The organism is Nocardioides sp. Soil774 (assembly GCF_001428125.1).
Classification (GTDB): domain Bacteria; phylum Actinomycetota; class Actinomycetes; order Propionibacteriales; family Nocardioidaceae; genus Nocardioides.
On record NZ_LMSM01000002.1, the window covers coordinates 50759 to 75986 of the forward strand.

A 25228-nucleotide genomic window follows, 5' to 3' on the forward strand; every position below is an offset into this window, starting at 1 on the left:
TGTGCGTGGGGCCGGGTGTTCGGTGAGGATGTGCGGCGTGAACGACGTCGTACGCCCTGCCCGCCCGCACCACAAGCTCACCGAGGACGGGCGTCGCATGCGCGAGGTCCTCACCTACTCCCGGCGCGGCAGCAGGTTCACCCCGCGGCAGGCCGAGTCGTGGGCGGCCCACCAGGCCGAGTGGGTCATCCCCGAGGAGGCCGTCGACCGGCCCGGCTTCTCGCTGGTTGAGCGGTTCGGGCGCGAGGCCCCGCTCGTCGTCGAGATCGGGTCGGGCATCGGTGAGGCGACGGCCGTCCTGGCGGCCGCGCGCCCAGAGGTCAACGTGCTCGCCCTCGAGGTGTGGCTCCCCGGCGTGGCCGACTCGCTGTGGCGGGTGGCCGAGGCGGGCGCCGACAACGTGCGCTTCTGCTCCGTCGACGCGGTGTGGTCGCTCGAGCACCTGCTCGCCCCGGGAAGCCTGACCGAGCTCTGGACCTTCTTCCCCGACCCCTGGCGCAAGACCAAGCACCACAAGCGCCGCCTGGTGAACCCGGCCAACGCCGCCCTCGCCTCGTCGCGACTCGTGCCGGGCGGCGCCTGGCGCCTGGCGACCGACTGGGCCGACTACGCCGAGCAGATGCGCGAGGTCCTCGACGCCGAGCCCACGCTCCAGGGCGGCCCCGTCGAGCGCTGGGACGAGCGACCGGTCACGCGCTTCGAGCGCAAGGGCCGCGACGTCGGCCGCGACATCAGCGACTTCCTCTACCGCCGCACGGGCTGAGCCGGCTGCGATTTGGCGTGGGCGTGGGGAGTCTGCCAAGATGTTCCGGTTGCTCCGGCGGGTCGCCGGGGTGCGGCACACCTTGACTTCTGAATCGCGTCTCCTTTGATCGAGCCAGTCGTCACGCGTGCACCGCACCGGATCGAGAAGCCCTCGATCGGAGACCCGACCAGATCCGACAACCGTCGGGTGCCACCCAGAGCAGTACGACGTCCCCCCGGGGTCGTGTCACGAGCCAGCCCGTTTTTCCAGTTGGCAGCGCGACACGCCCGACCGCGGGGGTCGGAGGGTGGAGGAGAGACAGGCGGTGCCCGCCCACCAGGGGTCGGGAACCGAAACCAGACCAGGCGTACGAGATCGAAGAGGACAGGGACCTATGGCGGGACAGAAGATCCGCATCAGGCTCAAGGCCTATGACCACGAGGTGATCGACACCTCGGCGCGGAAGATCGTGGACACCGTCACCCGTACGGGTGCGAAGGTCGCCGGCCCTGTGCCGCTGCCGACCGAGAAGAACGTGTACTGCGTCATCCGTTCGCCCCACAAGTACAAGGACTCCCGCGAGCACTTCGAGATGCGCACCCACAAGCGCCTCATCGACATCATCGACCCGACGCCGAAGACCGTCGACTCGCTGATGCGTCTCGACCTGCCCGCCGGTGTCGACATCGAGATCAAGCTCTGAGGCTGACATGACGAACACTTTTGAGCGCAACGCGAAGGGACTGCTGGGCACCAAGCTCGGCATGACCCAGCTGTGGGACGAGAACAACAAGGTCGTCCCCGTCACCGTGATCGCGGCCGCGACCAACGTCGTGACCCAGGTCCGCCGGCCCGAGGTGGACGGCTACAACGCCATCCAGGTCGGCTTCGGCGAGATCGAGGCCCGCAAGGTCAACTCGCCCGAGGCCGGTCACTTCTCCAAGGCCGGTGTCACCCCGCGCCGTCACGTCGCGGAGATCCGCACCGCTGACGCCGCGAGCTACACCGTGGGCCAGGAGATCGGCGTCGACACCTTCGCCGCCGGCGAGGAGATCGACGTCACCGGCACCAGCAAGGGCAAGGGCTTCGCCGGTGTCATGAAGCGTCACGGCTTCCACGGTGTCTCCGCCTCGCACGGTGCCCACCGCAACCACCGCAAGCCGGGCTCGATCGGCGCCTGCGCCACCCCGGGTCGCGTGTTCAAGGGCACCCGCATGGCGGGCCGCATGGGCAACGACACGGTGACCACCCAGAACCTGACGGTGCACGCCGTCGACGCCGACAAGGGCCTGATCCTGCTCAAGGGTGCCGTTCCCGGCCCCCGCGGCGGGCTCGTCATGCTCCGCTCGGCTGCCAAGAAGACGCAGGAGGCCTGAGCATGGCTGTCAAGACCGTCAAGGTCGACCTCCCCGCCGAGATCTTCGACGTCGAGGTCAACATCCCCCTGATCCACCAGGTCGTGGTCGCCCAGCAGGCTGCTGCGCGCCAGGGCACGCACGCCACCAAGACCCGCGCCGACGTGCGCGGTGGTGGCCGCAAGCCCTACAAGCAGAAGGGCACCGGCCGCGCCCGCCAGGGCTCGACCCGCGCTCCGCAGTTCGCCGGTGGTGGCGTCGTCCACGGCCCGCAGCCGCGCAGCTACGACCAGCGCACCCCCAAGAAGATGAAGGCCGCCGCCCTGCGCGGTGCCCTCTCCGACCGGGCCCGCAACGGTCGCGTCCACGTGGTCGACGCCCTGGTGACGGGTGACAAGCCCTCCACCAAGGGTGCGCTGGCCTCGCTGCTGTCGCTCACCGACCGCGTGGGCTACCTCGTGGTGCTCGAGCGCACCGACGCGATCACCTGGCTCTCGCTGCGCAACGCGCCCGAGGTCCACATCGTCGCCGTCGACCAGCTCAACACCTACGACGTGCTCAACTCCGACGACGTGGTGTTCACCAAGGGCGCCTACGACGTGTTCGTCGGTGGTGCCTCGGCCTCGGCCCCGGCCGCGAAGACCGTCGAGGTCGAGAAGACCGAGAAGCCCGCCGCGACCGAGCAGTCCTCCGACGAGCCGGCCCTGCCGGCCGGCGCGAAGGCCCCGCTCAAGAGCGGCAAGAACCCCAAGGGCTACGAGGTCCAGGGCCTGGAGTCCGGCACCTACCTCGTCGAGGGCGACGCCGACTACGACGCCGCCGCCGGTGACTTCTGGTTCAAGTCCGTCGAGGACGCCGAGGCCGCTGGTCTGACCCGTGCCGCCAAGGAGGACGACAAGTGAGCACCCTGCACAAGGACCACCGCGACGTGCTGATCGCGCCGGTCGTCTCCGAGAAGAGCTACGGCCTGCTCGACGCCAACAAGTACACCTTCATCGTCCACCCGGACGCCAACAAGACCGAGATCAAGATCGCGGTCGAGAAGGTCTTCGACGTCAAGGTCACCTCGGTCAACACGATCAACCGTCAGGGCAAGACCCGTCGCACCCGCTACGGCATGGGCAAGCGCCCCAACACCAAGCGCGCGATCGTCAGCCTCGCCGAGGGTCACCGCATCGACATCTTCGGAGGTCCGGTCTCCTGACCGGGCTCCTGACTAGGAACTGATATGGCTATCCGCAAGTACAAGCCGACCACCCCGGGCCGTCGTGGCTCGTCGGTGGCCGACTTCGTCGAGATCACCCGGACCACGCCCGAGAAGTCGCTGACGCGTCCGCTGCCCAAGAACGGTGGCCGCAACAACCAGGGCCGCATCACCACCCGTCACAAGGGTGGCGGGCACAAGCGCGCCTACCGCATCATCGACTTCCGTCGCTACGACAAGGACGGCGTGCCGGCCAAGGTCGCTCACATCGAGTACGACCCCAACCGCACCGCCCGCATCGCGCTGCTGCACTACGCCGACGGCGAGAAGCGCTACATCGTGGCGCCCAAGGGCCTGACGCAGGGCACCCCGGTCGAGTCCGGCCCCAACGCCGACATCAAGCCCGGCAACAACCTGCCGCTGCGCAACATCCCGGTCGGTACGACCATCCACTGCGTGGAGCTGCGTCCGGGCGGCGGCGCCAAGATCGCCCGCTCGGCCGGCAACTCCGCCCAGCTGGTGGCCCGTGAGGGCAGCCGCGCCACGCTGCGCATGCCCTCGGGCGAGATGCGCTTCGTCGACGTGCGCTGCCGCGCGACGATCGGCGAGGTCGGCAACGCCGAGCAGTCCAACATCAACTGGGGCAAGGCCGGCCGCATGCGGTGGAAGGGCGTCCGCCCGACCGTCCGCGGTGTCGTCATGAACCCGGTCGACCACCCGCACGGTGGTGGTGAGGGCAAGACGTCCGGTGGTCGCCACCCCGTCTCCCCCTGGGGCAAGCCCGAGGGCCGCACGCGCAAGCGCAAGGCCAGCGACTCCCAGATCATCCGTCGTCGCAAGTCCGGCAAGGGTAGGAAGTAACCGACATGCCTCGCAGCCTGAAGAAGGGCCCCTTCATCGACGACCACCTTCAGAAGAAGGTGGACGCCGAGAACGAGAAGGGCAGCCACAACGTCATCAAGACCTGGTCGCGCCGGTCGATGATCGTGCCCGACATGATCGGTCACACCATCGCTGTGCACGACGGTCGCAAGCACGTCCCCGTCTTCGTGACCGACTCCATGGTCGGCCACAAGCTCGGGGAGTTCGCCCCGACCCGCACCTACCGCGGGCACGTCAAGGAAGACCGGAAGGGACGCCGCCGATGAGCACCACCGAGCGCAGCCGCACCAGTGCGCGCCGCGAGTCGCTGCTCGGCGACCAGCCGGGCGCGTTCGCCAGCGCACGCTACGTGCGGATCACCCCGATGAAGGCCCGCCGTGTCGTCGACATGGTCCGCGGCCTCCAGGTCGACGAGGCCCTGACCCTGCTGCAGTTCGCGCCGCAGGCCGCCTCCGAGACCGTCTACAAGGTGCTGGAGAGCGCGATCGCCAACGCCGAGACGACCGAGGGGCTCACCCGGGCCGACCTCCTCGTCTCGGTCGCCATGGTCGACGAGGGCCCGACGATGAAGCGTTGGCGTCCGCGTGCCCAGGGCCGTGCCACCCGCATCAACAAGCGCACCAGCCACATCACCCTCGCGGTGCAGCCGGCCGACGCGCTCACCGCGCCGGGCAAGAAGGCCCGCGCCTCGAAGAACGGAAAGGGTGCCTGATGGGCCAGAAGATCAACCCGAACGGGTTCCGCCTGGGCATCTCCACCGACCACAAGAGCCGTTGGTACGCCGACAAGCTCTACAAGTCGTACGTCGGTGAGGACGTCGCCATCCGCAAGCTGCTCTCCAAGGGCATGGAGCGGGCCGGCATCTCCAAGGTCGAGATCGAGCGCACCCGCGACCGCGTCCGGGTGGACATCCACACCGCGCGTCCCGGCATCGTCATCGGTCGCCGTGGCGCCGAGGCCGACCGCATCCGCGGCGAGCTCGAGAAGCTCACCGGCAAGCAGGTGCAGCTCAACATCCTCGAGGTCAAGAACCCCGAGGTCGACGCGCAGCTGGTCGCCCAGGGCGTCGCCGAGCAGCTCTCGGGCCGTGTGCAGTTCCGCCGTGCCATGCGCAAGGCGATGCAGACCTCGATGCGCTCGGGTGCCAAGGGCATCCGGATCCAGTGCTCGGGCCGCCTCAACGGCGCCGAGATGTCGCGTACGGAGTTCTACCGCGAGGGCCGCGTGCCCCTGCACACGCTCCGCGCCGACATCGACTACGGCTTCTACGAGGCGCGCACCACCTTCGGCCGCATCGGCGTGAAGGTCTGGATCTACAAGGGCGAGGTCGCCGGCACCCGTGCCGAGCGCCAGGCCCAGCAGGCCGCGCGTGCCGGTGCCCCCGGTCGCGGTGGCCGTCCCAACACCCGTGGCGGCGACCGTCCGAGCCGTGGCTCGCGCGGCGACCGCGCTCCTCGCACCGAGGGCACTGCTGAGGCTTCAGCGGCCCCCGCCGCCGAGGCTGCACCGAGCACCGGACAGGAGGCCTGACCTCATGTTGATGCCCCGTCGCGTCAAGCACCGCAAGCAGCACCACCCCAAGCGTCGTGGCGCTGCCAAGGGCGGCACCACGCTGGCCTTCGGTGACTTCGGCATCCAGGCGGTCGAGGGTCACTACGTGACCAACCGACAGATCGAGTCGGCCCGTATCGCCATGACCCGTCACATCAAGCGTGGTGGAAAGGTCTGGATCAACATCTACCCGGACCGCCCGCTGACCAAGAAGCCTGCCGAGACCCGCATGGGTTCCGGCAAGGGTTCCCCCGAGTGGTGGGTTGCCAACGTCAAGCCCGGCCGCGTCATGTTCGAACTCTCCGGTGTCGACGAGGTGACTGCTCGTGAGGCCATGCGCCGCGCGATGCACAAGCTCCCGATGAAGTGCCGGTTCATCTCCCGTGAGGCCGGTGAATTCTGATGGCTACCCAGCTGAATGCCCACGAGCTCGACGAGCTCAACGCCACCGACCTGGAGGCGAAGCTCCGCGAGGCCAAGGAGGAGCTTTTCAACCTCCGGTTCCAGGCCGCAACCGGCCAGCTCGAGAGCCACGGTCGGCTCCGGGTGGTCAAGAAGGACATCGCCCGCATCTACACCGTGGTGCGCGAGCGCGAGCTCGGGATCCGCACCACGCCGGGCACCAACGAAGAGGCGAAGGCATGAGCGAGAACACTGCGACCCAGGCAACCGACGAGCGCAACAAGCGCAAGGTCCGTGAGGGCCTCGTCGTGAGCGACAAGATGGACAAGACCATCGTCGTCGCTGTCGAGGACCGCGTGAAGCACGCCCTCTACGGCAAGGTGCTGCGCAAGACCTCGCGCCTCAAGGCGCACGACGAGACCAACCAGTGCGGCATCGGCGACCGGGTCCTCATCATGGAGACCCGTCCGCTGTCCGCCACCAAGCGCTGGCGCCTGATCGAGGTCCTCGAGAAGGCCAAGTGAGCCGCGGGTGGGGTGAGCACCGCTCGCCGCACCCGGCCCACCCAGCACAGAACCCCACCAGTTCGGCCAGGCTCGTGTCCCGCGAGGGCATGAGAACCAGCTCGACAACCAGGAGAAACCAATGATCCAGCAGGAGTCGCGACTCAAGGTCGCCGACAACACCGGTGCGAAGGAGATCCTTTGCATCCGTGTTCTCGGTGGCTCTGGGCGTCGCTACGCCGGCATCGGTGACGTCATCGTCGCCACCGTCAAGGACGCGATCCCCGGTGGCAACGTCAAGAAGGGCGACGTCGTCAAGGCCGTGGTCGTACGCACCGTCAAGGAGCGTCGCCGCGCCGACGGTTCCTACATCCGCTTCGACGAGAACGCCGCCGTCATCCTCAAGAACGACGGCGAGCCTCGTGGCACGCGCATCTTCGGCCCCGTGGGCCGCGAGCTGCGCGAGAAGCGCTTCATGAAGATCATCTCGCTCGCCCCGGAGGTGTTGTGAGAGATGGGTAAGGGCATGAACATCAAGAAGGGCGACACCGTCAAGGTCATCGCCGGCAAGGACAAGGGCGCCCAGGGCAAGGTCATCTCGGTGCTCCGCGAGGAGGACCGTGTGATCGTCGAGGGCGTCAACCTCGTCAAGCGCCACACCAAGTCCGTCCAGCAGACCGGCACCACCGGGGGCATCATCACCCGCGAGGCGCCGATCCACGTGTCCAACGTGATGCTGGTCGAGGGTGACGGCGTCACCCGCGTCGGCTTCCGCCGCGACGAGGTCACCAAGCGCCGTCCCGACGGCTCGACCTACACCGCCAGCCGCTCGGTCCGCGTGTCCCGCTCGACCGGCAAGGAGATCTGAGATGGCCGAGACCACCCAGACCACCGAGATTCCTCGGCTCAAGGCGCGCTACCGCGAGGAGATCGTCCCCGCACTTCGCACCGAGTTCGACATCGCCAACATCATGCAGGTCCCCGGCCTGACCAAGATCGTGGTCAACATGGGCGTCGGCGAGGCAGCTCGCGACTCCAAGCTGATCGAGGGCGCGATCCGCGACCTCACCGCGATCACCGGTCAGAAGCCGGCCGTGACCAAGGCCCGCAAGTCCATCGCGCAGTTCAAGCTGCGCGAGGGCATGCCGATCGGTGCGCACGTCACGCTGCGCGGCGACCGCATGTGGGAGTTCCTGGACCGGCTGCTGTCGCTCGCGCTGCCCCGCATCCGCGACTTCCGCGGCCTCTCGCCCAAGCAGTTCGACGGTCGAGGCAACTACACCTTCGGTCTCACCGAGCAGGTCATGTTCCACGAGATCAACCAGGACAAGATCGACCGGTCGCGCGGCATGGACATCACCGTCGTGACCACCGCCACCAATGACGACGAGGGTCGGGCGCTGCTCAAGCAGCTCGGCTTCCCGTTCAAGGAGAACTGACATGGCGAAGACTTCCCTCAAGGTCAAGGCCGCTCGCAAGCCGAAGTTCGCCGTCCGCGGCTACACGCGCTGCCAGCGCTGCGGTCGTCCCAAGTCGGTCTACCGCAAGTTCGGCCTCTGCCGCATCTGCCTGCGGGAGATGGCCCACCGCGGTGAGCTGCCCGGCGTCACCAAGTCCTCCTGGTGACCACGGTCTCCTCTCTCACCTCCTCAACACGTTGAAGGTCGAACCGGCCGCGCGCCATTCGAAACCACGACGAGAAAGAACCACATCATGACGATGACTGACCCGATCGCAGACATGCTCACCCGTCTGCGCAACGCCAACCAGGCGTACCACGACGTGGTGTCGATGCCTTACAGCAAGATGAAGGCCGGCCTCGCGGAGATCCTCAAGCAGGAGGGTTACATCACCTCCTACGACGTCGCGGACAACGTGGACGCCGAGGGCGAGCCCGCCGTTGGCAAGACGCTGACCGTCACGCTCAAGTACGGCCGCAACCGGGAGCGCTCGATCGCCGGCGTGCGCCGCATCAGCAAGCCCGGCCTGCGTGTCTACGCCAAGAGCACCAACCTGCCCAAGGTCCTCGGAGGCCTCGGCGTCGCGATCATCTCGACGTCGCAGGGCCTGCTGACCGACCGCCAGGCGAACCAGAAGGGCGTGGGCGGCGAAGTCCTCGCCTACGTCTGGTGACCCGGACCATCTGAGACCAGGAAGAGAGAGAAGCATGTCGCGCATTGGCAAGCTCCCCATCGCGGTCCCGTCCGGTGTCGACGTCGCGATCGACGAGTCGCTGGTGACGGTCAAGGGCCCCAAGGGCACCCTGTCCCACACCATCGCCTCCCCGATCACGGTCGCCAAGGGCGAGGACGGCATCCTCGAGGTGCAGCGTCCCGACGACGAGCGCAACAGCCGCTCGCTCCACGGCCTGACCCGCACGCTCATCAACAACATGGTGGTGGGCGTCACCGAGGGCTACGAGAAGAAGCTCGAGATCGTGGGCGTGGGCTACCGCGTCCTGCCCAAGGGTCCGACGCAGCTGGAGTTCCAGCTCGGCTACTCGCACCCGATCATCTTCGACGCCCCCGAGGGCATCACCTTCACCGTCGAGGGCCCGACCAAGCTCGGTGTCGTCGGCATCGACAAGCAGCTCGTCGGAGAGGTTGCGGCCAAGATCCGCAAGCTCCGCAAGCCCGAGCCCTACAAGGGCAAGGGCGTGCGCTACGCCGGCGAGCACATCCGTCGCAAGGTCGGAAAGGCCGGTAAGTGACATGGCGATCTCGCTGAGCAACAACAAGCACACCGCGAACCGCGTCCGTGCCCGCCTGCGCCGCCAGGCGCGTGGTCGCAAGCGCATCAACGGCACCGCCGAGCGTCCGCGCCTGGTGGTCACCAAGTCGGCCAAGCACCTCTCGGTGCAGGTCGTCGACGACCTCCAGGGTGCGACGCTGGCCTACGCCTCCACCATGGAGGCCGACGTCCGCGGCACCGAGGGCGACAAGACCGCCAAGGCGAAGAAGGTCGGCGAGCTCGTCGCCTCGCGCGCCAAGGCTGCTGGCATCGAGGACGTCGTCTTCGACCGTGCCGGCAACAAGTACCACGGTCGCATCGCGGCCCTCGCCGATGCCGCCCGGGAGGGCGGATTGTCCTTCTGATCGCCTCACGCGACCAGAGAGAGAACTTAGATATGGAGCACATCTCATGAGCGGAGCCCAGCGCGGACAGCGCAGCGGTGGCTCGGGCGACCGTCGCGGACGCGACAATGGTCGTGGCCAGGCCGAGAAGTCTGTCTACATCGAGCGGGTCGTGGCGATCAACCGTGTCGCCAAGGTCGTGAAGGGTGGTCGTCGCTTCAGCTTCACCGCCCTCGTCATCGTCGGTGACGGCGAAGGCCTGGTCGGCGTCGGCTACGGCAAGGCCAAGGAAGTCCCCGCGGCGATCGCCAAGGGTGTCGAGGAGGCCAAGAAGCACTTCTTCAAGGTCCCCCGCATCCAGGGCACCATCCCGCACCCGGTGCAGGGCGAGAAGGCCGCAGGCGTCGTCCTGCTGCGTCCCGCCGCTCCCGGTACCGGCGTGATCGCCGGTGGCCCGGTGCGTGCGGTCCTCGAGTGCGCCGGCATCCACGACGTGCTGAGCAAGTCGCTCGGCTCGTCCAACCAGATCAACATCGTCCACGCCACCGTCGAGGCGCTGCGGATGCTCGAGGAGCCCGAGGCCGTGGCTGCTCGTCGCGGCATGCGCGTCGAGGACGTCACCCCGGCCGCGCTGCTCAAGGCGCGCGCCGAGGGCCAGGCCGAGACCGCGGGGGTGCAGGCGTAATGGCACAGCTCAAGGTCCAGCAGAAGCGTGGGCTGGTCGGCCTCAAGGCCAACCAGCGCGAGACGCTTCGCTCGCTCGGTCTCAAGCGGATCGGCGACGTCGTCGTGAAGGAAGACCGCCCGGAGATCCGGGGCATGATCAACACCGTCCGTCACCTGGTGACGTTCGAGGAGGTGGAGTGACATGACGCTCAAGCTGCACCACTTGCGTCCCGCTCCGGGCGCCAAGACCGCCAAGACCCGCGTGGGTCGTGGTGAGGGCTCGAAGGGCAAGACCGCCGGCCGAGGCACCAAGGGCACCAAGGCGCGCTACCAGGTCCCGGTCGCCTTCGAGGGTGGCCAGATGCCGATCCACATGCGCCTGCCCAAGCTGAAGGGCTTCAAGAACCCCTTCCGCGTGGAGTTCCAGGTCGTCAACCTCGACCGGCTCGGCGAGTTGTTCCCCGACGGTGGCTCGGTGACCGTCGCGGACCTCGTGGCCAAGGGCGCCGTCCGCAAGGGCCAGCCCGTCAAGGTCCTGGGCCAGGGCGACATCTCCGTCGCGGTCCAGGTCAGCGTCGACGCGTTCTCGAGCTCCGCCAAGGAGAAGATCGAGGCCGCCGGCGGCACCGCGACCGTGGCCTGAGGCCGCGCCGTCGCACGATCGTGATGAAGGCCCGTCCGCACAGTGGGAACTGTCGGCCGGGCCTTCGTCGTTCTCCCGCTGTGACGGTGGGAGGGGGCCGAACCCCGACTGTTAGGCTTCCCCGGGCTCTCCGCCGTACGACGGCGGGAGTGTCTCGTCCGCCCGCCGATCCTGGCCGGGCACCCTTACGAAAGAGGAACCAGTGCTAGGCGCGTTCGCCAATGCTTTCCGGACGCCGGACCTGCGGCGCAAGCTGCTGTTCGTGCTGCTGATCGTCACGATCTTCCGGCTCGGCTCTCAGGTGCCCACCCCGGGCGTCCACGTGGCCAACGTCCAGGCCTGCATCAACCAGCTCGAGGAGGGTGGGCTCTACAGCCTCATCAACCTCTTCTCCGGCGGTGCGCTGCTCAAGCTCAGCATCTTCGCGCTGGGGATCATGCCGTACATCACGGCCTCCATCATCCTGCAGCTGCTCGTCGTGGTGATCCCACGGCTCGAGGCGCTGAAGAAGGAGGGGCAGGCCGGTCAGGCGAAGATCACCCAGTACACGCGCTACCTGACCCTGGGCCTCGCGGTCCTGCAGGCGACCGGCATCGTGGCGCTGGCGCGCAACAAGGCGCTGCTCCAGGGCTGTGAGCGCGACCTGCTGCACGACGACGGCACGGGCACGTTCCTCGTCATGGTGATCACGATGACCGCCGGCACCGCGGTCATCATGTGGCTCGGCGAGCTCATCACCGACCGCGGCATCGGCAACGGCATGTCGATCCTGATCTTCACCCAGGTCGTCGCGACCTTCCCCACGGCCCTGTGGGGCGTCCAGACGTCCAAGGGCTGGGTCGTCTTCGGCGTGGTGATGGTGATCGGCCTGATCCTCGTGGCGGCCGTCATCTTCATCGAGCAGGCTCAGCGCCGCATCCCGGTGCAGTACGCCCGGCGCATGGTCGGGCGCAAGATGTTCGGCGGCAACTCCACCTACATCCCGCTCAAGGTCAACCAGGCCGGCATCATCCCGGTCATCTTCGCCTCCTCGCTGCTCTACCTGCCGGCGATGGCGGTGCAGTTCAACCCCGACAGCACCAACCCCGTGCTCGACTTCATCGGCACCTACCTGGTCGGCGGCGACCACCCGCTCTACATGGCGGCGTACTTCCTGCTGATCATCTTCTTCACGTACTTCTACGTCTCGATCACCTTCAACCCCGTCGAGGTGGCGGACAACATGAAGAAGTACGGCGGCTTCATCCCCGGGATCCGGGCGGGCAAGCCGACCGAGGACTACCTGTCCTACGTCCTGTCCCGCATCACGTTCCCTGGAGCCATCTACCTCGGCCTGATCTCGCTCGTGCCCCTGATCGCCTTCGCGGCGATCGAGGCCAGCCAGAACTTCCCCTTCGGCGGCACGTCCATCCTCATCATGGTGGGCGTCGCGCTCGACACGGTGAAGCAGATCGAGAGCCAGCTCCAGCAGCGAAACTACGAAGGATTCCTGAAGTAGATGAGACTCATCCTCATGGGCCCGCCGGGAGCGGGCAAGGGCACGCAGGCCCGCTTCGTGGCCGACCACTTCGGCGTCCCGGCCATCTCGACCGGTGACATCTTCCGGGCCAACGTGTCGCAGGGCACGCCGCTCGGCGTCGAGGCCAAGCGCTACATGGACGCCGGCGAGTACGTCCCCGACGAGGTCACCAACCGCATGGTCCGCAACCGGATCGACGAGGACGACGCCGGCCCGGGCTTCCTCCTCGACGGCTACCCGCGCACGCTGGCCCAGGTCACCGAGCTCGACGGGATGATCGCCTTCACCGGCCACCGACTCGACGCCGTGGTGGTGCTGACGGTGGACCCGGAGGAGCTCGTGCAGCGGCTGCTCCAGCGCGCACAGACCGACGGCCGTGCCGACGACACCGAGGACGTCATCCGGCGCCGCCAGGAGGTCTACGCCGAGCAGACCGAGCCCCTGATCGAGGTCTACCGCGAGCGCGGCATCCTCATCGAGGTCGACGGGATGGGTGAGGTCGACGACGTGACGGCCCGCATCTTCGCCGCCCTCGACGTGGTCCCGCAGAGCTGAGCGGCTCCATGGCGTTCCGCGACCGCGGGATCGAGATCAAGACCCCCGAGCAGATCGACCTGATGCGGGTGGCGGGCCGCCTGGTGGGGGAGACCCTCGAGCTGCTGCGTGCCGCGGTGCGCCCGGGCGTCACGACGCTCGAGCTCGACACCCTGGCCGAGACCCACATCCGCGACCACGGGGGCATCCCGTCGTTCAAGGGCTACAGCCACCCGCCGTTCCCGGCGACCATCTGCGCGTCGGTCAACGACGAGGTCGTGCACGGCATCCCCGGTGAGCGCGTGCTGGCCGAGGGTGACGTCGTCTCGGTCGACTGCGGGGCCATCGTGGCGGGCTGGCACGGCGACGCCGCCATCACGGTCGGGGTGGGCGAGGTCGCTGACGACGTGCGTGAGCTGCTCCGCGTCACCGAGGAGTCCCTGTGGCGCGGGATGGCCGCGGCCCGCCTCGGCGGCCGCGTGAGCGACATCAGCCACGCGATCGAGACCTGCGTGCGTGCCCACGGTCGCTACGGCATCCTCGAGGACTACACCGGGCACGGCATCGGCACCGAGATGCACATGGCTCCCAACGTGCCCAACTACGGCCGTCGCGGTCGAGGGCCCTCCATCGTCGAGGGACTCGCCCTGGCCGTGGAGCCGATGGTGACCTTGGGCAGCAAGCACACCGACCTGCTCGAGGACGAGTGGACCGTGGCGACGGTCGACGGCTCGTACGCCGCGCACTTCGAGCACACCTTCACCGTCACCGCGCAGGGCACCTGGGTCCTCACCGCCGTCGACGGCGGTGAGTCGCGCCTGGCCGAGCTGGGCGTCCCGTTCGGCGGACGCTGAGCAGCGATTTCGCGCCTGCCCGACGCGGCATGGGAGACTGGCCGGGTTGGAGGGGAGTATTCCCCGGTGGTGGTGTCGTCAGCACGGCTCACGCGCGAGCGGAGCCCGGTGCCACTGGTTCGCCCTCGTCGCGAGCGGAAGAGACCTCCGGCGTCCGTGCGCTGCGCGGACACCGAACGCACCCCCATTCCAAGGAGCTACCAGCGTGGACGTCCCCACCTGGGTCTGGATCGCCACTGGCGTCGTGACCCTCGCGATCTTCACCTTCGACCTCGCCGTGGTCGGGCGTCGCCCGCACGAGCCGAGCATGAAGGAGTGCGCGACCTACCTGACCATCTACGTAGGCCTCGCGGTCCTGTTCGGCCTCGGCGTGTGGTTCACCTCCGGCGGCACCCCGGCGCTGGAGTTCTTCTCCGGCTGGCTGGTGGAGTACTCGCTGTCGATCGACAACCTGTTCATCTTCATCATCATCATGGCGAAGTTCGCTGTGCCGCGAGAGCTCCAGCAGTACGCCCTGATGATCGGCATCGTGATGGCGCTGGGCATGCGCGCGATCTTCATCGCCGTGGGCGCCACCGCGATCAACAACTTCAGCTGGGTCTTCTACCTCTTCGGCCTGTTCCTGGTCTACACCGCGGTCAAGCTGGCCAAGGAGGGTGCTGAGGACGAGGACGACGAGTTCGAGGAGAACCGGGTCGTGGCCTTCGTAGAGCGCCGCTTCCCGGCGACGTCGGAGTGGCACGGCCGCGAGCTGTTCCACAGCGACGGCGCCCAGCGGATGATCACCCCGATGTTCATCGTGATCATCACCCTCGGCACGACCGACCTGCTCTTCGCGCTGGACTCGATCCCCGCGATCTTCGGCATCACCAAGGAGCCCTACCTGGTGCTCACGGCCAACATCTTCGCGCTGATGGGCCTGCGCCAGCTCTACTTCCTCATCGGCGGCCTGCTCCAGCGCCTGATTTACCTCTCCTACGGCTTGGCGTTCCTGCTCGCCTTCATCGGCGTGAAGCTCGTGCTGCACGCCATGCACGAGAACGAGCTGCCGTTCATCAACGGCGGCGAGCCCATCACGTGGGCGCCCGACATCCCGATCTGGCTCTCGCTGGTGGTCATCCTCGCCACGCTGGCGGTCACCGCCGTCGTCTCGCTGTGGGCCTCGAACCGGATGACGTCGGAGCAGCAGGACGCCGCCACGGGTCCGCGCCGCGACTGGGAGGACGACTGACCCCGACCCCGACCCCGCGCGCGGGCTGGGGCACCTCAGCCCGCGCTCAGGTCACGCACTCGTTGGCGCGGGGCGAGCTGTCCTGGCCGCGCGTCATGCGGAGGTCGAGGCACACCGGCTCGTCGGTGCGCACCAGCAGCCGCTGCCGTTCGGTGCTGCCGTAGGCGTCGGTGTCGTCGCGGTGGTAGCTGAAGGTGTCGCCCGGCTCCACCGGGACCGGAGCGCGCCACTCGAAGAGCACGCCGCGCGGCGTACGGCTGCCGGTCAACGTGGGTGCCTCGACGAGCACGTCGGGCACCACGGGGCTCGGGGTCTGGGAGGACGTCGGGACCACCACGCCGGGGTCCTCCTCCTGCGCACCGCCGCGCATCACGACGAAGCCCACGAGCAGCGCCAGCACGGCGACACCGACGGCGGCCCACAACAGGGCGGGCACGCCGCCACCGTCGTCGGACGAGTCGTCGGTCTCCGGTGTTGCGACCTGTGCGGCGATCCGCCGGGGGCCGCTGGCCGAGATGACCGTCACCGGCTTCATCGCGGTGGCGTCCTCGGGCGCCTCGTCGACCCGCGGCGCCGCGACGGAGGAGTCGGGCCGGTCGCCCTCGACCGCGACTGCCGTGCGGGCCCAGCCCGCGGCCGCCTCGATGCGCTGCAGCGCGCGGGCGAGCTCGAGTGCGCTGGCCGGTCGGTGCTCGGGACGCTTGGCCAGGCACTGCTGGAGGAGGCGGTCGAGCGCAGGCGGCACGTCGGGACGCTGCGTGGCCGGGGGAGCGGCGTGCAGGATGCGCGCGCTCAGGGCACGGGTCGAGTTGTCGCCCGAGGGGATGGAGAAGGGCGAGCGGCCGACCAGGAGGTGCCAGATGGTGGCACCGAGGGAGTAGACGTCGGAGGCGACCGAGCCGTTGGACCGTCCGTCGAGCAGCTCGGGGGGCGACCACGGGTAGGAGATGCGGACGTCGTTGTCGCCCTCGACCTCGGCCATGTGGCCCGCGATGCCGAAGTCGGTGAGGGCAGGCTCGTGGTAGGTCGTCACGAGGACGTTGCTGGGCTTGATGTCGCGGTGCAGGATGCCGGAGCGGTGCGCGGTCTCGATCGCGCTGGCCAGCTTGATGCCGGTGGACACCGCGTCGACCGGCGACATCGGGTTGGAGCGCACCCGGATGCCGAGGTCGGGCGGCGGGCAGTAGCGCATCACGAGGAAGGGCCGGCCGCCGTCGGCAGTCACGCCGGCGGTGATCACCGAGACGATGTAGGGGTGGTCGGCCAGGCGCGCCATCGCGTTGGCCTCGGCGGTGAAGAGGTACTTCTCGCGGTCGGTGAGCGGGACGTCGGGTCGTACGACCTTGACGGCCACGCGCTGGCGCGGCCACTGCTGCTCGTAGAGGAAGACGTCGGCGAAGCCGCCGCTGCCCAGGTGCTCGACGAACGCGAACCCGGGGATGACCGGTGCGCTCACCGGGTGCCCGGTCCGGTCTCGTAGCGGACGGCGTAGACGTGCGCCATGTCGAGGACCGTACCGGCCTCGAGCACGTAGGCGTCGCCCGGGCGCATCCGCTGCGGGTCACGGCCCGGTGCCGCGATGGTGGTGCCGCCGCGGCTGTCGAGGTCGCGGGCCACGACGTCCCATCCGTCGAGCTCGATCTGCAGGTGCTGTCGCGACACGAAGGAGTGGTCCGAGGGCAGGTGCACGAGGTGGGGCCAGTCGGTGCTGCCGTCGACAGGGGCCGGCTTGCGGCCCAGGACGACGCCGCGGTCCAGCGGCACCACCTCGCCGGTGGGCAGGCGCAGGCCGCCGAGCGGGGGCCGGTCGACCCGGCGCGGCTCCTGCGGCGCGACCCGCTGGTGGCACACGCGGCACTGCGGCGCCGCGGGCGGCGTGAGGTGGCCGAGCGGGCAGCTGACCGCGAGCACCGTCGGCGCCGTGCTGTGCGCCAGGTGTGCGGGGCGGTGGGTGGTGGAGCCGTCGTGGTCGTCGGGCTCCGGGGCGTGGTGCGGCGCGGTCGCGGGACGGATGGTCGTGTGCGCGCCCTCCTCGATGCGCTGCACCACCAGCGGGTCGGGCTCGGACGTGAGCGAGCCGGTGTCCTCGGCGGGGCGCAGCGTGCGGGTGCGCGGGGGCGGACCGTCCGGCCCCCTGGCGGCGAGGATGGACGCAGGGATGCCGTCGATCAGGGCCGCGGAGGCGGGCGGGGCCGGCACCTGCGCCGCGCGGGGCGCAGGTGCGGTGCGGGTGGAGACCGGCTCGAGCACCACGCGGTCCGCGGCCACCACGCCGCCGAGGAGCCGCCGCGTGGTGGGGAGGCGGTCGGGGTCGCTGCCACCGTCGAGGCTGAGCACCCGGGTCGCGCCGGAGAGGCGTACGTGCCCGGTGCCGCGCGACATCGTGGTCGACGCGCCGGAGGAGAAGTCGACCACCGCAAGCCCGGGCGGGTCGCCCTCGAAGGCCTTCTCGACGATTGCCAGCACCTGCTCGACCACCCCCACGGTGGAGCCCGTGCCCGACAGGGCGTTCCAGACCTCCTGCACGACGTCCTCGTCGGACGGATCGGTCATCAGCACCCAGTGGGCGCCACTGCCGAGGAGCACTCCCGACCCCCCGGCGTACCTCGCATCCACGATCAACGTCGGCTCCCCTCGTGCACGCCCACGGCCCCATCATCACCCATCGCCGACGTCCGGCGCAGGCGGTCCCGACTTGTCGGAACCTCAACGACATACTTACCCTCCTGTGGTTGACTGCGGCGGGCGCACGTCAATTCGTGTGGCCAAGGGGGAATGGCGTGGCACGCTCGGCTTTCGTGCGTCGACACCGGGCGGGCATCGCGTCCGGTCTCGCGCTCTCCGTCGCGACCGGGGCAGTGGTCGCCTACGCGATCTCGGCCAGCGGCTACAAGCGGCACGAGGCCGACCTCAACGACGGCGGCGTGTGGGTCGTCAACGGCAAGCTCGGCTGGTCGGGTCGGCTCAACAAGCCGATCAACCAGCTCGACGGCGTCGTCCCGAGCCCCGAGGGCAAGACCCGTCTCGACGTGCTGCAGGACGGTGCGGCCGTCGTCACCCTCAACCTCAACGCCGGCCGTGGCCAGTCGATCGACTCCAGCCGGTTGGAGTCGCAGGACGGTGGCGCGGCCGCGGTGCCCACCACCGGCGACGTGCGGATGGCCGGCGGCACCCTCGCCACGGTCGACGCCGACAGCGGTGAGCTGTGGGCGGTGCGCTACGACGCCGAGCTCGGCAAGCCCGTGATGACGGCCGTCGACCGGCAGGCCGAGCCGCTCGCCGAGGTGGGGGAGGGCGCCGCGCTGGCGGTCGCCCAGGACGGCACGGTGGTCGCCACCTCGACCGACGCCGGCACGGTCACCACCCTGGCACCCCGCGGCGGCGTGTTCTCCGAGCCCCGCACCGAGGACCTGCCCGGTGACGCCGGACAGGTCTCCGACGTGACGATGGTCGGCGACCGCGTGGTGACCCTCGACGCCGACACCGGCGTTCTGAGCGTCGTCGGCGGCGCCACCACGTCGGTGCCGCCCGGGAGCGAGCTGCAGCAGGCCGGACCGGCCTACGACGCGGTGCTGGTCGGCGCGCCCGACGCCCTGCTCAGCATCGACCTCGACTCCGGTGAGTCCACCACCGTGTCCGACCTGTCCGGTACGCCCGTCGCGCCGGTGCGACTCGGTGCCTGCGTGTTCGGCGCGTGGTCGGGGGGTCTCGGTGCCGTCGCGGTGAAGTGCGGCTCCGAGGAGGTCACCGAGAACACGCTGAAGGGCAGCGCCACCAACCTGGCGTTCCGGGTCAACCGCGGCGAGATCGTCCTCAACGACGCCGCCAGCGGCAGGGTGTGGGACGTCGAGCAGGACCACCCGATCAAGATCGACAACTGGGAAGCGTTCACCTCGAAGAAGCAGAGCGAGGACGACGAGAACGACAACGAGAACCAGACCGACGCCGACCGCCGCCCGCCGCGCGCCGAGCCGGACAGCTACGGGGTGCGCGCCGGTCGAACGACTGTGCTGCACCCGTTGGACAACGACTCGGCCCCCGAGGGCCGGCTGCTGAGCATCGTCGACGTCGACCAGCCCAGCGGCGGCGCGCGCGTCGAGATCAGCCCCGACGGGCAGACCCTCGTCCTGCAGATGCCCGACGACGCGCGTCCGGCCAGGTTCGACTACTTCATCGACGACGGACGCAACGGCGTCTCGGCCCACGCCACCGTCGACGTCGGGGTCCGCGCCGAGCGGCAGAACGAGGCGCCGGCGCTGCGCAAGGGGTGGACCAGGCCGACCTACAAGGTCCCCAGCGGCGGAGCGCTCGCCGTGCCGGTGCTCGCCGACTGGCGCGACGACAGCGACGGCGACACCTTGCTCCTCGACTCCGCCACGGCCGTGGGCGGCGAGGTGTCGGGTGCGACCGCGCGCGTCACCGCCGACGGCCGGATCCGGTTCACCGCGCCCACCACCCGTGCCGAGGGCCAGCAGCTGGTGCGCGTCGACTTCGCCGTCACCGACGGCCGCTCGGAGGCGGTCCGCAAGTCGCTGAGCTTCCAGGTGCAGGCGCCCAAGGACCAGCGGGCGTTCGCGCCGAGCGCCGAGCCCGACGTCGTACGCGGTGAGGTCGGGCAGCCGATCAAGATCCGCCCGCTCCTCAACGACCTGCCCGGCTCCGACCCGGGCACGCCCAACGCCGATCTCGTCCTGGGCGGGAAGGTGCCACAGCAGCCGGGCGCCAGGATCGTGTCCGACCTCGACGCGGGCCAGCTCACCTTCACCGGTGACCGCCCGGGCACCTACTTCCTCGGCTACGACGCCGGCTACGGCAACGCGCCGCTCGACCAGGGCACGATCCGCGTCGACGTGAAGCCCCGTCCCAAGCGGGCCGCGGACCCGATCGCGATGCCCGACACCCTCACCGTCTTCGGGCAGGCGCCCGGCATCGTCGACGTGCTCGACAACGACCTCGACCCGGCCGGCAAGCTGCTCGTGGTGCAGCGCGCCGCCGGTGACGTCGACGGGCAGCTCGACGTCGCGATCATCGACGGGCGGTGGCTGCGGATCTCGGCGGTCCGGCCGAATCTCACGCCGACCACACAGACCGTCTCCTACACGATCAGCAACGGCGCCAGCGCCAGCGTGCGCGGCGAGGTCGTGGTGACGCAGCGTGCCGCTCCGGCAGACAACACCCCCATCACGGTGGCCGACAAGGTCGTGGTGCGTGCGGGCTCGGCCGTGTCAGCACCCGTGCTCGACAACGACGTGTCGCCGTCAGGGGACCGGCTCACCCTGCTCAACGTCCTGGTCGACAGCGAGACCCCCGGGCAGCTCGAGGTCGTCGCCCCGATCGACGTGAAGGGCGACGTGGGCCAGGCGTTCGTGTCGGGACGCGTGGTGCGCTACGTCGCGCCCGACGTGGTGAAAGAGCGCGACACCTACACCGTCACCTACATCGCACAGAACCTCGACGGCAAGCGCGCCAGCGGTCGCCTCCAGGTGACGGTCGTGCCCACCGACGACCCTAACGACCCTCCGGAGCCCCCGACGCTGGAGGCCCGTGTGGTCTCTGGTGACACCGTCAAGGTCCGGGTGCCGGGCGTCGGCGTCGACCGCAACGGCGACCCGGTCACCGTCACCGGCATCACCTCGGCGCCTCGCCTGGGCAGCATCACGTCCTACGGCGGCAACTTCCTGGAGTACCAGGCCTACCCGCGCACCGCCGGCACCGACGAGTTCTCCTACGCCGTCGTGGACTCCCAGGGTGCGTTTGCCACGGGGATGGTGCGCATCGCCGTGGTCGAGCCGGGCCAGCCCCAGCCGCCGTTGGCGGTCGAGGACCGCCTCACCGTGCAGCCGGGGCGCACGGCGACCTTCGACCCCCTCGCCAACGACTTCATCGCGACCGGGGACTCGGTGGAGGTCGAGCTCCTGGGCGACGCGGGGGGCGCGACGCTCGACCCCGACACCAACCTCGTCACCGTGACGGCGCCCGAGTCCCTCGACGCCCCACCCCTGACGGTCGTCTACCGGGTGACCAACGGCCTCAGCGAGTCCCGCGCGACGATGACGCTGCAGACGGAGGCCGACTACAACAACCCGCCGATCGTCTACGACGCCTTCGGTCGCGCCGACGACAGCGGGAGCGTCGTGGTCGACGTGCTCGAGGGCGCCTACGACCCCGACGGCGACGCCGCCGACCTGAGGGTCACCCGGGTCAGCGGCGACGACACGGCCCGCGTCGTGGACGGCGCCGAGGTCAGGGCCAACCGCGGTGCCGCGCCCAAGGTGCTGCCCTTCGAGGTGCGCGACGCTGACGGAGCGGCCGCGGTCGCCTCGGTCTACATCCCTCCGACCGGCAACGGCCTGCCCTACGTCCTGCCCGACACGCTCATCGAGCTCGACGCGGGTGAGAGCGTCACGCGCAAGCTCGGCGACCTCGTCGCAGCGCCGGACGGCGCCGACGTACGCCTGGCGTCGGGGCGGCGCTCCTACTCCGCCTCGCCCGCTGACCTGCAGGTCGGCGCCGAGGACGCCAGCAGCTTCACCCTCACGGCCCCGCCGGGCTTCCGCGGCCCCGGTGCGGTGCTCGTCGAGGTCACCTCGGCCAAGGACGCGAGCGGCAACGAGGACACCACCACCACCGCCGACGGCGCGACCGTGCTGCTGTCGATCCCGGTGCAGGTGGGTGACGACAAGCCCACCCTCCAGTGCCCGTCCACGGTGCTGCCGATCGCCGGCGGCCAGCGGATCGACCTCGACATCGCCACCTTCTGCAAGGTCTACACCCTCGACCCGCGCGACGCTGTCGGGCTCAACTACAGCGCGGAGTGGAGCCAGTCCCTCGACGGCGTCGCGGTCGGCAGCCCCGACGGCTCGGTCGTCGCGGTCAGCGCCGCCGACACCGCCACCCAGGGCGGTGAGGCCGCCCTCACGGTGCAGGCGGGGGAGAGCAACACCCAGGTGGTGCGCTTCCGCCTCGCGCAGGCCCCGGCGCCGCGGCTCTCGCCCATCAAGGTGGAGACGATGGAGGCCGGGCAGACCCGCACCTACGACCTCGCCGACTACCTCCAGGCCGGGGTCGCCGACCCCCAACCGACGATCGTGTCGGTGCAGGACGTCGGGCAGAACGCCGGGGTGCGCGCCACCTACGAGGGCAGCCGCCTGACGCTCACCGCGGACAAGGACACCCGTGGCGTGAAGGCCGGCTTCCGGATCGCCGTCAGCGACGTCTCGTCCTCGGACCCCTCGCCCTCCCGCACGGCCGAGGGCCGCATCGACTTCCAGGTCGTCGGCGTGCCGGAGGCTCCCGGCGAGCCGCGCCCCTACCCGCTCTCGCAGCAGGTCGGCACGGTCGAGATGGGCTGGACGCCGCCCAAGGACGACGGCGGGGCGCCGATCCTCCACTACGTCGTCCGCGAGGAGCGGACCGGTGATACCCAGCGGTGCGACACCAACGAGTGCATCTTCCGCGGCCTCGAGGAGCGGCGCAGCTACACCTTCCGCGTGAAGGCGGTCAATCGCGTCGGTGAGAGCGACTGGAGCGGCCTGTCGAAGACCGCGCAGGCCGATACCGCTCCCGGACGGGTGCAGAACATCCGGATGGTCGACCGTGGCGACGGCTCCATCACGATCGCCTGGGACAAGCCGAAGTCCACCTCCAAGATCATCGACTACACGATCAGCTGGGGCGGCAACCCGGGGGTCGCGGTCCCCGGGAACACGCTGAGCTTCACGGCCACGGGGCTCAACAACAACGAGAAGTACGTCTTCTCGGTCAAGGCGCAGAACGAGGTGGACTACTCCGGGGTGCGCCAGTCGCCCGAGCTCCAGCCGCTTGGCACGCCGCCTGCACCGCCGGCACCGGCCGTCACCGACCTCGAGGCCGGGGCCAACCAGACCAGCCTGCAGGTCACGTGGGGAGCCGTGCTGCCCGAGGGCCCGGGGCCGACGACCTACACGGTGAGCTACACCAACGGCACCACCTCGGGCAACGTGCCGGGGTGCGTGCGGCTCGCGTCGCTGACCTGCACCCACGCCGGGGTGAACTATGACGGGCTCGTCTACACCTACCGCGTCGTCGCCTACAACATCAGCAACCGCTCGCCCGCCAGCGAGGGCACCTCCATCGAGGCCGTGGGGCGCCCCGCCCCCTGGGGTCCGTTCCAGGTGCGCCCCACCGGTGTCAGCCAAGAGGCGGAGGTCACCTACACAGTCCCGGAGTCACGCGGTGGCACCAGCCGGGTCGAGGTCCTCGTCGGAGGCCTGGTCCTCAAGACCTTCGCCCAGCAGACCGGCACGAACACCACCCGTGTCTCGACGCCCGGCAACGAACAGCCCTACGCCGTCCAGCTCCGGGTATGCAACGAGGATGCCCCCGCGGGATGCACGCTGAGCGGGCAACAGAACGTGCAGACGTTCGGGCGCCTGGACAACATGTTGAGCGACATCCCGGACCCGGTCGTCAACGGCAAGACGGTCACGTGGACGGTCAGCGGTTCCAGCAACGGCGACCCGGCCCAGCTCGCCGTGTGGATCGACGGGGTGGCGCAACCCACCATCAACCTGACCGCGGTCGGCTCCTTCAGCCAGTCGATATCGAGCACGACAGCGGACTTCGCCCAGACCACGCGGCTCGAGGTGCGACTGCAGGACAGCGCGCCCGTCGGCCGTGGTGAGAGCTTCAAGGCCAAGCAGTCCATCAGCGGCGTCCCGGTGCCCGGGGTCGGGGTCACCAGGCCACTCACGCGCATCTGCCGCGACGACGACACGGACCCGGCGAACGACTGCTGGCAAGGCCCGGGGAACAACAAGCCGCCGCCCTGCGAGGTCAACTCGTGCGGCTTCATCACCTTCACGGCCCAAGGCTTCTACGAGAACTTCACCTGCTCGGTGTCACTGCCATGGACCGCCTACGCCGGATGGCGCACCTACAACTTCGGTCCCACGGGCGCGGGCGCGGTCTCCCAAGACACCGACTGGTACGCACCCAACGGGGCCACGGTGACCTGTCAGGGAACGGGCCTGTGGGGTCAACAACAAAGCGGTTCCGGGTCGTGGTGACCAGCGCGGGCAGCACCGCCCATCTTCACTCTGACAGGAAGACAACATGACGATCAGCCACGAACAGGCCGAGTGGTTCAAGTCCACCTTCGACCAGCTCACCGACAACATGGAGAAGGCCGTCCTCGGCAAGCGCCATGTCGTACGGCTGGCGCTGACCTGCTTGCTCTCCGAGGGCCACATCCTGATCGAGGACTTCCCCGGCACCGGCAAGACGATGCTCGCCCGCGCGCTCGCCAACACCGTGCAGGGCAGCCACGCGCGCATCCAGTTCACCCCCGACCTGCTGCCCTCCGACGTCACGGGCGTGACCGTCTACGACCAGCACAAGGGCACCTTCGAGTTCCACCCCGGCCCGATCTTCCACACGATCGTGCTCGCCGACGAGATCAACCGCGCCTCGCCCAAGACGCAGTCGGCCCTGCTCGAGGTCATGGAGGAGGGCCGCGTCACCGTCGACGGCGTCGCCCACCCGGTCGGCAGGCCGTTCCTCGTGATCGCCACCCAGAACCCGATCGAGCAGGCCGGCACCTACCGCCTGCCCGAGGCGCAGCTGGACCGCTTCCTGATGAAGACCTCGGTGGGCTACCCCGACCGCCAGGCCACGGTCGAGCTGCTCAACAACGCCGCCGTCCGCGACCGCGCGGGACTGGTCACCCCCGTGATCACCGCCGCCACCATCGCGCAGATGAGCGGCCTGGCCGACGAGGTCTACGTCGACCCCGCGGTCATCGGCTACGTCGCCGAGCTCGCCGAGGAGTCGCGCCGCCAGCCCCACGTCAAGCTCGGTCTGTCGCCGCGCGGGTGCCTGGCTTTCGTCCGGGTGGCCAAGACGTGGGCGGCCGCCGACGGCCGCGACCACGTCGTGCCCGACGACATCAAGGACCTCGCGGAGCCGGTGCTCTCCCACCGCGTGCTGCTCGACGCCGAGGCGCAGTTCAGCGGCGTGGACGTGCAGACCGTGATCTCGCGCCTGCTCGACTCCGTCGCCCCGCCGACCGACCGGGTCGGGGCCTGA

The 25228-nt window shown here is 69.6% G+C and carries 30 protein-coding genes; 28 read left to right on the plus strand and 2 right to left on the minus strand.

Annotated elements, in window-relative coordinates:
- Nucleotides 1-37 precede the first annotated feature (37 nt).
- The 26 genes from trmB (at nt 38) to ASG76_RS02675 (ending at nt 15163) form a co-directional block, all read left to right on the plus strand.
- Nucleotides 38-763 (plus strand): tRNA (guanine(46)-N(7))-methyltransferase TrmB, encoded by a 726-nt coding sequence (gene trmB / locus ASG76_RS02550; RefSeq protein WP_235529381.1) that lies wholly within the window; start codon nt 38-40, stop codon nt 761-763.
- A 376-nt stretch (nt 764-1139) separates the two neighbouring features.
- Nucleotides 1140-1448, plus strand: coding sequence for a 30S ribosomal protein S10 (gene rpsJ / locus ASG76_RS02555; protein ID WP_008360994.1), 309 nt, complete (start codon nt 1140-1142; stop codon nt 1446-1448).
- A 7-nt stretch (nt 1449-1455) separates the two neighbouring features.
- Nucleotides 1456-2121 carry a 50S ribosomal protein L3 gene (gene rplC, locus ASG76_RS02560; protein ID WP_056599654.1) on the plus strand — a complete coding sequence of 222 codons (666 nt, stop codon included), beginning with the start codon at nt 1456-1458 and terminating at the stop codon, nt 2119-2121.
- 2 nt (nt 2122-2123) lie between these two features.
- Entirely contained in the window at nt 2124-3002 is an 879-nt protein-coding gene (gene rplD, locus ASG76_RS02565; protein WP_056599658.1) for a 50S ribosomal protein L4, read from the plus strand.
- Nucleotides 2999-3304, plus strand: coding sequence for a 50S ribosomal protein L23 (gene rplW / locus ASG76_RS02570; RefSeq protein ID WP_056599661.1), 306 nt, complete (start codon nt 2999-3001; stop codon nt 3302-3304). The genes rplD and rplW overlap by 4 nt, the downstream gene beginning before the upstream one ends.
- A gap of 24 nt (nt 3305-3328) precedes the next feature.
- The gene (gene rplB, locus ASG76_RS02575; protein WP_056599665.1) at nt 3329-4165 is read left to right on the plus strand and encodes a 50S ribosomal protein L2; all 837 of its coding nucleotides are present in this window, start codon (nt 3329-3331) and stop codon (nt 4163-4165) included.
- Between the two features lie 5 nt (nt 4166-4170).
- Nucleotides 4171-4452: a 30S ribosomal protein S19 gene (gene rpsS / locus ASG76_RS02580; RefSeq protein WP_056599671.1), complete on the plus strand. Its 282-nt coding sequence runs from the start codon at nt 4171-4173 to the stop codon at nt 4450-4452.
- Nucleotides 4449-4898: a 50S ribosomal protein L22 gene (rplV, locus tag ASG76_RS02585; protein ID WP_056599674.1), complete on the plus strand. Its 450-nt coding sequence runs from the start codon at nt 4449-4451 to the stop codon at nt 4896-4898. The genes rpsS and rplV overlap by 4 nt, the downstream gene beginning before the upstream one ends.
- A complete protein-coding gene (gene rpsC, locus ASG76_RS02590; protein ID WP_056599677.1) occupies nt 4898-5716 on the plus strand; it encodes a 30S ribosomal protein S3 in 819 nt (272 codons plus the stop codon). Before rplV ends, rpsC begins: the two co-directional genes overlap by 1 nt.
- 4 nt (nt 5717-5720) lie before the next feature.
- Complete coding sequence (gene rplP / locus ASG76_RS02595) at nt 5721-6140, plus strand: 50S ribosomal protein L16 (protein WP_056599680.1); 420 nt, start codon at nt 5721-5723, stop codon at nt 6138-6140.
- Nucleotides 6140-6382 (plus strand): 50S ribosomal protein L29, encoded by a 243-nt coding sequence (gene rpmC / locus ASG76_RS02600; RefSeq protein ID WP_056599683.1) that lies wholly within the window; start codon nt 6140-6142, stop codon nt 6380-6382. Before rplP ends, rpmC begins: the two co-directional genes overlap by 1 nt.
- Nucleotides 6379-6663 carry a 30S ribosomal protein S17 gene (gene rpsQ / locus ASG76_RS02605; RefSeq protein WP_056599691.1) on the plus strand — a complete coding sequence of 95 codons (285 nt, stop codon included), beginning with the start codon at nt 6379-6381 and terminating at the stop codon, nt 6661-6663. Before rpmC ends, rpsQ begins: the two co-directional genes overlap by 4 nt.
- A 121-nt stretch (nt 6664-6784) precedes the next feature.
- On the plus strand, nt 6785-7153 hold the full coding sequence (gene rplN / locus ASG76_RS02610) for a 50S ribosomal protein L14 (RefSeq protein ID WP_056599693.1): 369 nt from the start codon (nt 6785-6787) through the stop codon (nt 7151-7153).
- 3 nt (nt 7154-7156) lie between these two features.
- Entirely contained in the window at nt 7157-7510 is a 354-nt protein-coding gene (gene rplX, locus ASG76_RS02615; RefSeq protein WP_056599696.1) for a 50S ribosomal protein L24, read from the plus strand.
- Nucleotide 7511: 1 nt separating this feature from the next.
- Complete coding sequence (gene rplE, locus ASG76_RS02620) at nt 7512-8081, plus strand: 50S ribosomal protein L5 (protein WP_056599699.1); 570 nt, start codon at nt 7512-7514, stop codon at nt 8079-8081.
- A gap of 1 nt (nt 8082) precedes the next feature.
- Nucleotides 8083-8268 carry a type Z 30S ribosomal protein S14 gene (locus tag ASG76_RS02625; RefSeq protein ID WP_056599702.1) on the plus strand — a complete coding sequence of 62 codons (186 nt, stop codon included), beginning with the start codon at nt 8083-8085 and terminating at the stop codon, nt 8266-8268.
- An 87-nt stretch (nt 8269-8355) separates the two neighbouring features.
- Entirely contained in the window at nt 8356-8775 is a 420-nt protein-coding gene (gene rpsH, locus ASG76_RS02630) for a 30S ribosomal protein S8 (protein WP_056599706.1), read from the plus strand.
- A 34-nt stretch (nt 8776-8809) separates the two neighbouring features.
- Complete coding sequence (gene rplF, locus ASG76_RS02635) at nt 8810-9352, plus strand: 50S ribosomal protein L6 (RefSeq protein ID WP_056599707.1); 543 nt, start codon at nt 8810-8812, stop codon at nt 9350-9352.
- Between the two features lies 1 nt (nt 9353).
- Nucleotides 9354-9737: a 50S ribosomal protein L18 gene (gene rplR, locus ASG76_RS02640; protein ID WP_056599708.1), complete on the plus strand. Its 384-nt coding sequence runs from the start codon at nt 9354-9356 to the stop codon at nt 9735-9737.
- Between the two features lie 46 nt (nt 9738-9783).
- A complete protein-coding gene (gene rpsE, locus ASG76_RS02645; protein WP_056599713.1) occupies nt 9784-10401 on the plus strand; it encodes a 30S ribosomal protein S5 in 618 nt (205 codons plus the stop codon).
- Entirely contained in the window at nt 10401-10583 is a 183-nt protein-coding gene (rpmD, locus tag ASG76_RS02650; RefSeq protein ID WP_056599717.1) for a 50S ribosomal protein L30, read from the plus strand. Before rpsE ends, rpmD begins: the two co-directional genes overlap by 1 nt.
- Before the next feature lies 1 nt (nt 10584).
- Nucleotides 10585-11025, plus strand: a complete 441-nt coding sequence (gene rplO / locus ASG76_RS02655) for a 50S ribosomal protein L15 (protein WP_056599721.1) — start codon at nt 10585-10587, stop codon at nt 11023-11025.
- 202 nt (nt 11026-11227) lie between these two features.
- Nucleotides 11228-12523: a preprotein translocase subunit SecY gene (gene secY, locus ASG76_RS02660; protein ID WP_056599726.1), complete on the plus strand. Its 1296-nt coding sequence runs from the start codon at nt 11228-11230 to the stop codon at nt 12521-12523.
- Entirely contained in the window at nt 12524-13099 is a 576-nt protein-coding gene (locus ASG76_RS02665; protein WP_056599730.1) for an adenylate kinase, read from the plus strand.
- 8 nt (nt 13100-13107) lie between these two features.
- Nucleotides 13108-13932, plus strand: coding sequence for a type I methionyl aminopeptidase (gene map / locus ASG76_RS02670; RefSeq protein WP_056599733.1), 825 nt, complete (start codon nt 13108-13110; stop codon nt 13930-13932).
- A 205-nt stretch (nt 13933-14137) separates the two neighbouring features.
- The gene (locus ASG76_RS02675; RefSeq protein ID WP_056599738.1) at nt 14138-15163 is read left to right on the plus strand and encodes a TerC family protein; all 1026 of its coding nucleotides are present in this window, start codon (nt 14138-14140) and stop codon (nt 15161-15163) included.
- Between the two features lie 46 nt (nt 15164-15209).
- On the opposite strand, the gene ASG76_RS02680 is transcribed toward ASG76_RS02675, so the two are convergent.
- Together ASG76_RS02680 and ASG76_RS02685 are read right to left on the minus strand one after the other, a co-directional pair.
- Nucleotides 15210-16619 carry a serine/threonine-protein kinase gene (locus ASG76_RS02680; protein ID WP_056599740.1) on the minus strand — a complete coding sequence of 470 codons (1410 nt, stop codon included), beginning with the start codon at nt 16617-16619 and terminating at the stop codon, nt 15210-15212.
- Nucleotides 16616-17716, minus strand: a complete 1101-nt coding sequence (locus ASG76_RS02685) for an FHA domain-containing protein (protein WP_157558913.1) — start codon at nt 17714-17716, stop codon at nt 16616-16618. Before ASG76_RS02685 ends, ASG76_RS02680 begins: the two co-directional genes overlap by 4 nt.
- Nucleotides 17717-17943: 227 nt before the next feature.
- On the opposite strand from ASG76_RS02685, the gene ASG76_RS02690 reads away from it, so the two are divergent.
- Both ASG76_RS02690 and ASG76_RS02695 read left to right on the plus strand, forming a co-directional pair.
- Nucleotides 17944-24210, plus strand: coding sequence for an Ig-like domain-containing protein (locus ASG76_RS02690; RefSeq protein ID WP_157558914.1), 6267 nt, complete (start codon nt 17944-17946; stop codon nt 24208-24210).
- 46 nt (nt 24211-24256) lie between these two features.
- Complete coding sequence (locus ASG76_RS02695; RefSeq protein ID WP_056599752.1) at nt 24257-25228, plus strand: AAA family ATPase; 972 nt, start codon at nt 24257-24259, stop codon at nt 25226-25228.

What these genes read in the sequence shown, in the direction of transcription:
- rpsJ (WP_008360994.1), top strand. Translation starts at nt 1,140, where the DNA reads ATGGCGGGACAGAAGATCCGCATCAGGCTCAAGGCCTATGACCACGAG.
- rplC (WP_056599654.1), top strand. Translation starts at nt 1,456, where the DNA reads ATGACGAACACTTTTGAGCGCAACGCGAAGGGACTGCTGGGCACCAAG.
- rplD (WP_056599658.1), top strand. Translation starts at nt 2,124, where the DNA reads ATGGCTGTCAAGACCGTCAAGGTCGACCTCCCCGCCGAGATCTTCGAC.
- rplB (WP_056599665.1), top strand. Translation starts at nt 3,329, where the DNA reads ATGGCTATCCGCAAGTACAAGCCGACCACCCCGGGCCGTCGTGGCTCG.
- rpsS (WP_056599671.1), top strand. Translation starts at nt 4,171, where the DNA reads ATGCCTCGCAGCCTGAAGAAGGGCCCCTTCATCGACGACCACCTTCAG.
- rplV (WP_056599674.1), top strand. Translation starts at nt 4,449, where the DNA reads ATGAGCACCACCGAGCGCAGCCGCACCAGTGCGCGCCGCGAGTCGCTG.
- rpsC (WP_056599677.1), top strand. Translation starts at nt 4,898, where the DNA reads ATGGGCCAGAAGATCAACCCGAACGGGTTCCGCCTGGGCATCTCCACC.
- rplP (WP_056599680.1), top strand. Translation starts at nt 5,721, where the DNA reads ATGTTGATGCCCCGTCGCGTCAAGCACCGCAAGCAGCACCACCCCAAG.
- rpmC (WP_056599683.1), top strand. Translation starts at nt 6,140, where the DNA reads ATGGCTACCCAGCTGAATGCCCACGAGCTCGACGAGCTCAACGCCACC.
- rpsQ (WP_056599691.1), top strand. Translation starts at nt 6,379, where the DNA reads ATGAGCGAGAACACTGCGACCCAGGCAACCGACGAGCGCAACAAGCGC.
- rplN (WP_056599693.1), top strand. Translation starts at nt 6,785, where the DNA reads ATGATCCAGCAGGAGTCGCGACTCAAGGTCGCCGACAACACCGGTGCG.
- rplX (WP_056599696.1), top strand. Translation starts at nt 7,157, where the DNA reads ATGGGTAAGGGCATGAACATCAAGAAGGGCGACACCGTCAAGGTCATC.
- rplE (WP_056599699.1), top strand. Translation starts at nt 7,512, where the DNA reads ATGGCCGAGACCACCCAGACCACCGAGATTCCTCGGCTCAAGGCGCGC.
- ASG76_RS02625 (WP_056599702.1), top strand. Translation starts at nt 8,083, where the DNA reads ATGGCGAAGACTTCCCTCAAGGTCAAGGCCGCTCGCAAGCCGAAGTTC.
- rpsH (WP_056599706.1), top strand. Translation starts at nt 8,356, where the DNA reads ATGACGATGACTGACCCGATCGCAGACATGCTCACCCGTCTGCGCAAC.
- rplF (WP_056599707.1), top strand. Translation starts at nt 8,810, where the DNA reads ATGTCGCGCATTGGCAAGCTCCCCATCGCGGTCCCGTCCGGTGTCGAC.
- rplR (WP_056599708.1), top strand. Translation starts at nt 9,354, where the DNA reads ATGGCGATCTCGCTGAGCAACAACAAGCACACCGCGAACCGCGTCCGT.
- rpsE (WP_056599713.1), top strand. Translation starts at nt 9,784, where the DNA reads ATGAGCGGAGCCCAGCGCGGACAGCGCAGCGGTGGCTCGGGCGACCGT.
- rpmD (WP_056599717.1), top strand. Translation starts at nt 10,401, where the DNA reads ATGGCACAGCTCAAGGTCCAGCAGAAGCGTGGGCTGGTCGGCCTCAAG.
- rplO (WP_056599721.1), top strand. Translation starts at nt 10,585, where the DNA reads ATGACGCTCAAGCTGCACCACTTGCGTCCCGCTCCGGGCGCCAAGACC.
- ASG76_RS02665 (WP_056599730.1), top strand. Translation starts at nt 12,524, where the DNA reads ATGAGACTCATCCTCATGGGCCCGCCGGGAGCGGGCAAGGGCACGCAG.
- map (WP_056599733.1), top strand. Translation starts at nt 13,108, where the DNA reads ATGGCGTTCCGCGACCGCGGGATCGAGATCAAGACCCCCGAGCAGATC.
- ASG76_RS02685 (WP_157558913.1), bottom strand. Translation starts at nt 17,716, where the DNA reads ATGACCGATCCGTCCGACGAGGACGTCGTGCAGGAGGTCTGGAACGCC.
- ASG76_RS02695 (WP_056599752.1), top strand. Translation starts at nt 24,257, where the DNA reads ATGACGATCAGCCACGAACAGGCCGAGTGGTTCAAGTCCACCTTCGAC.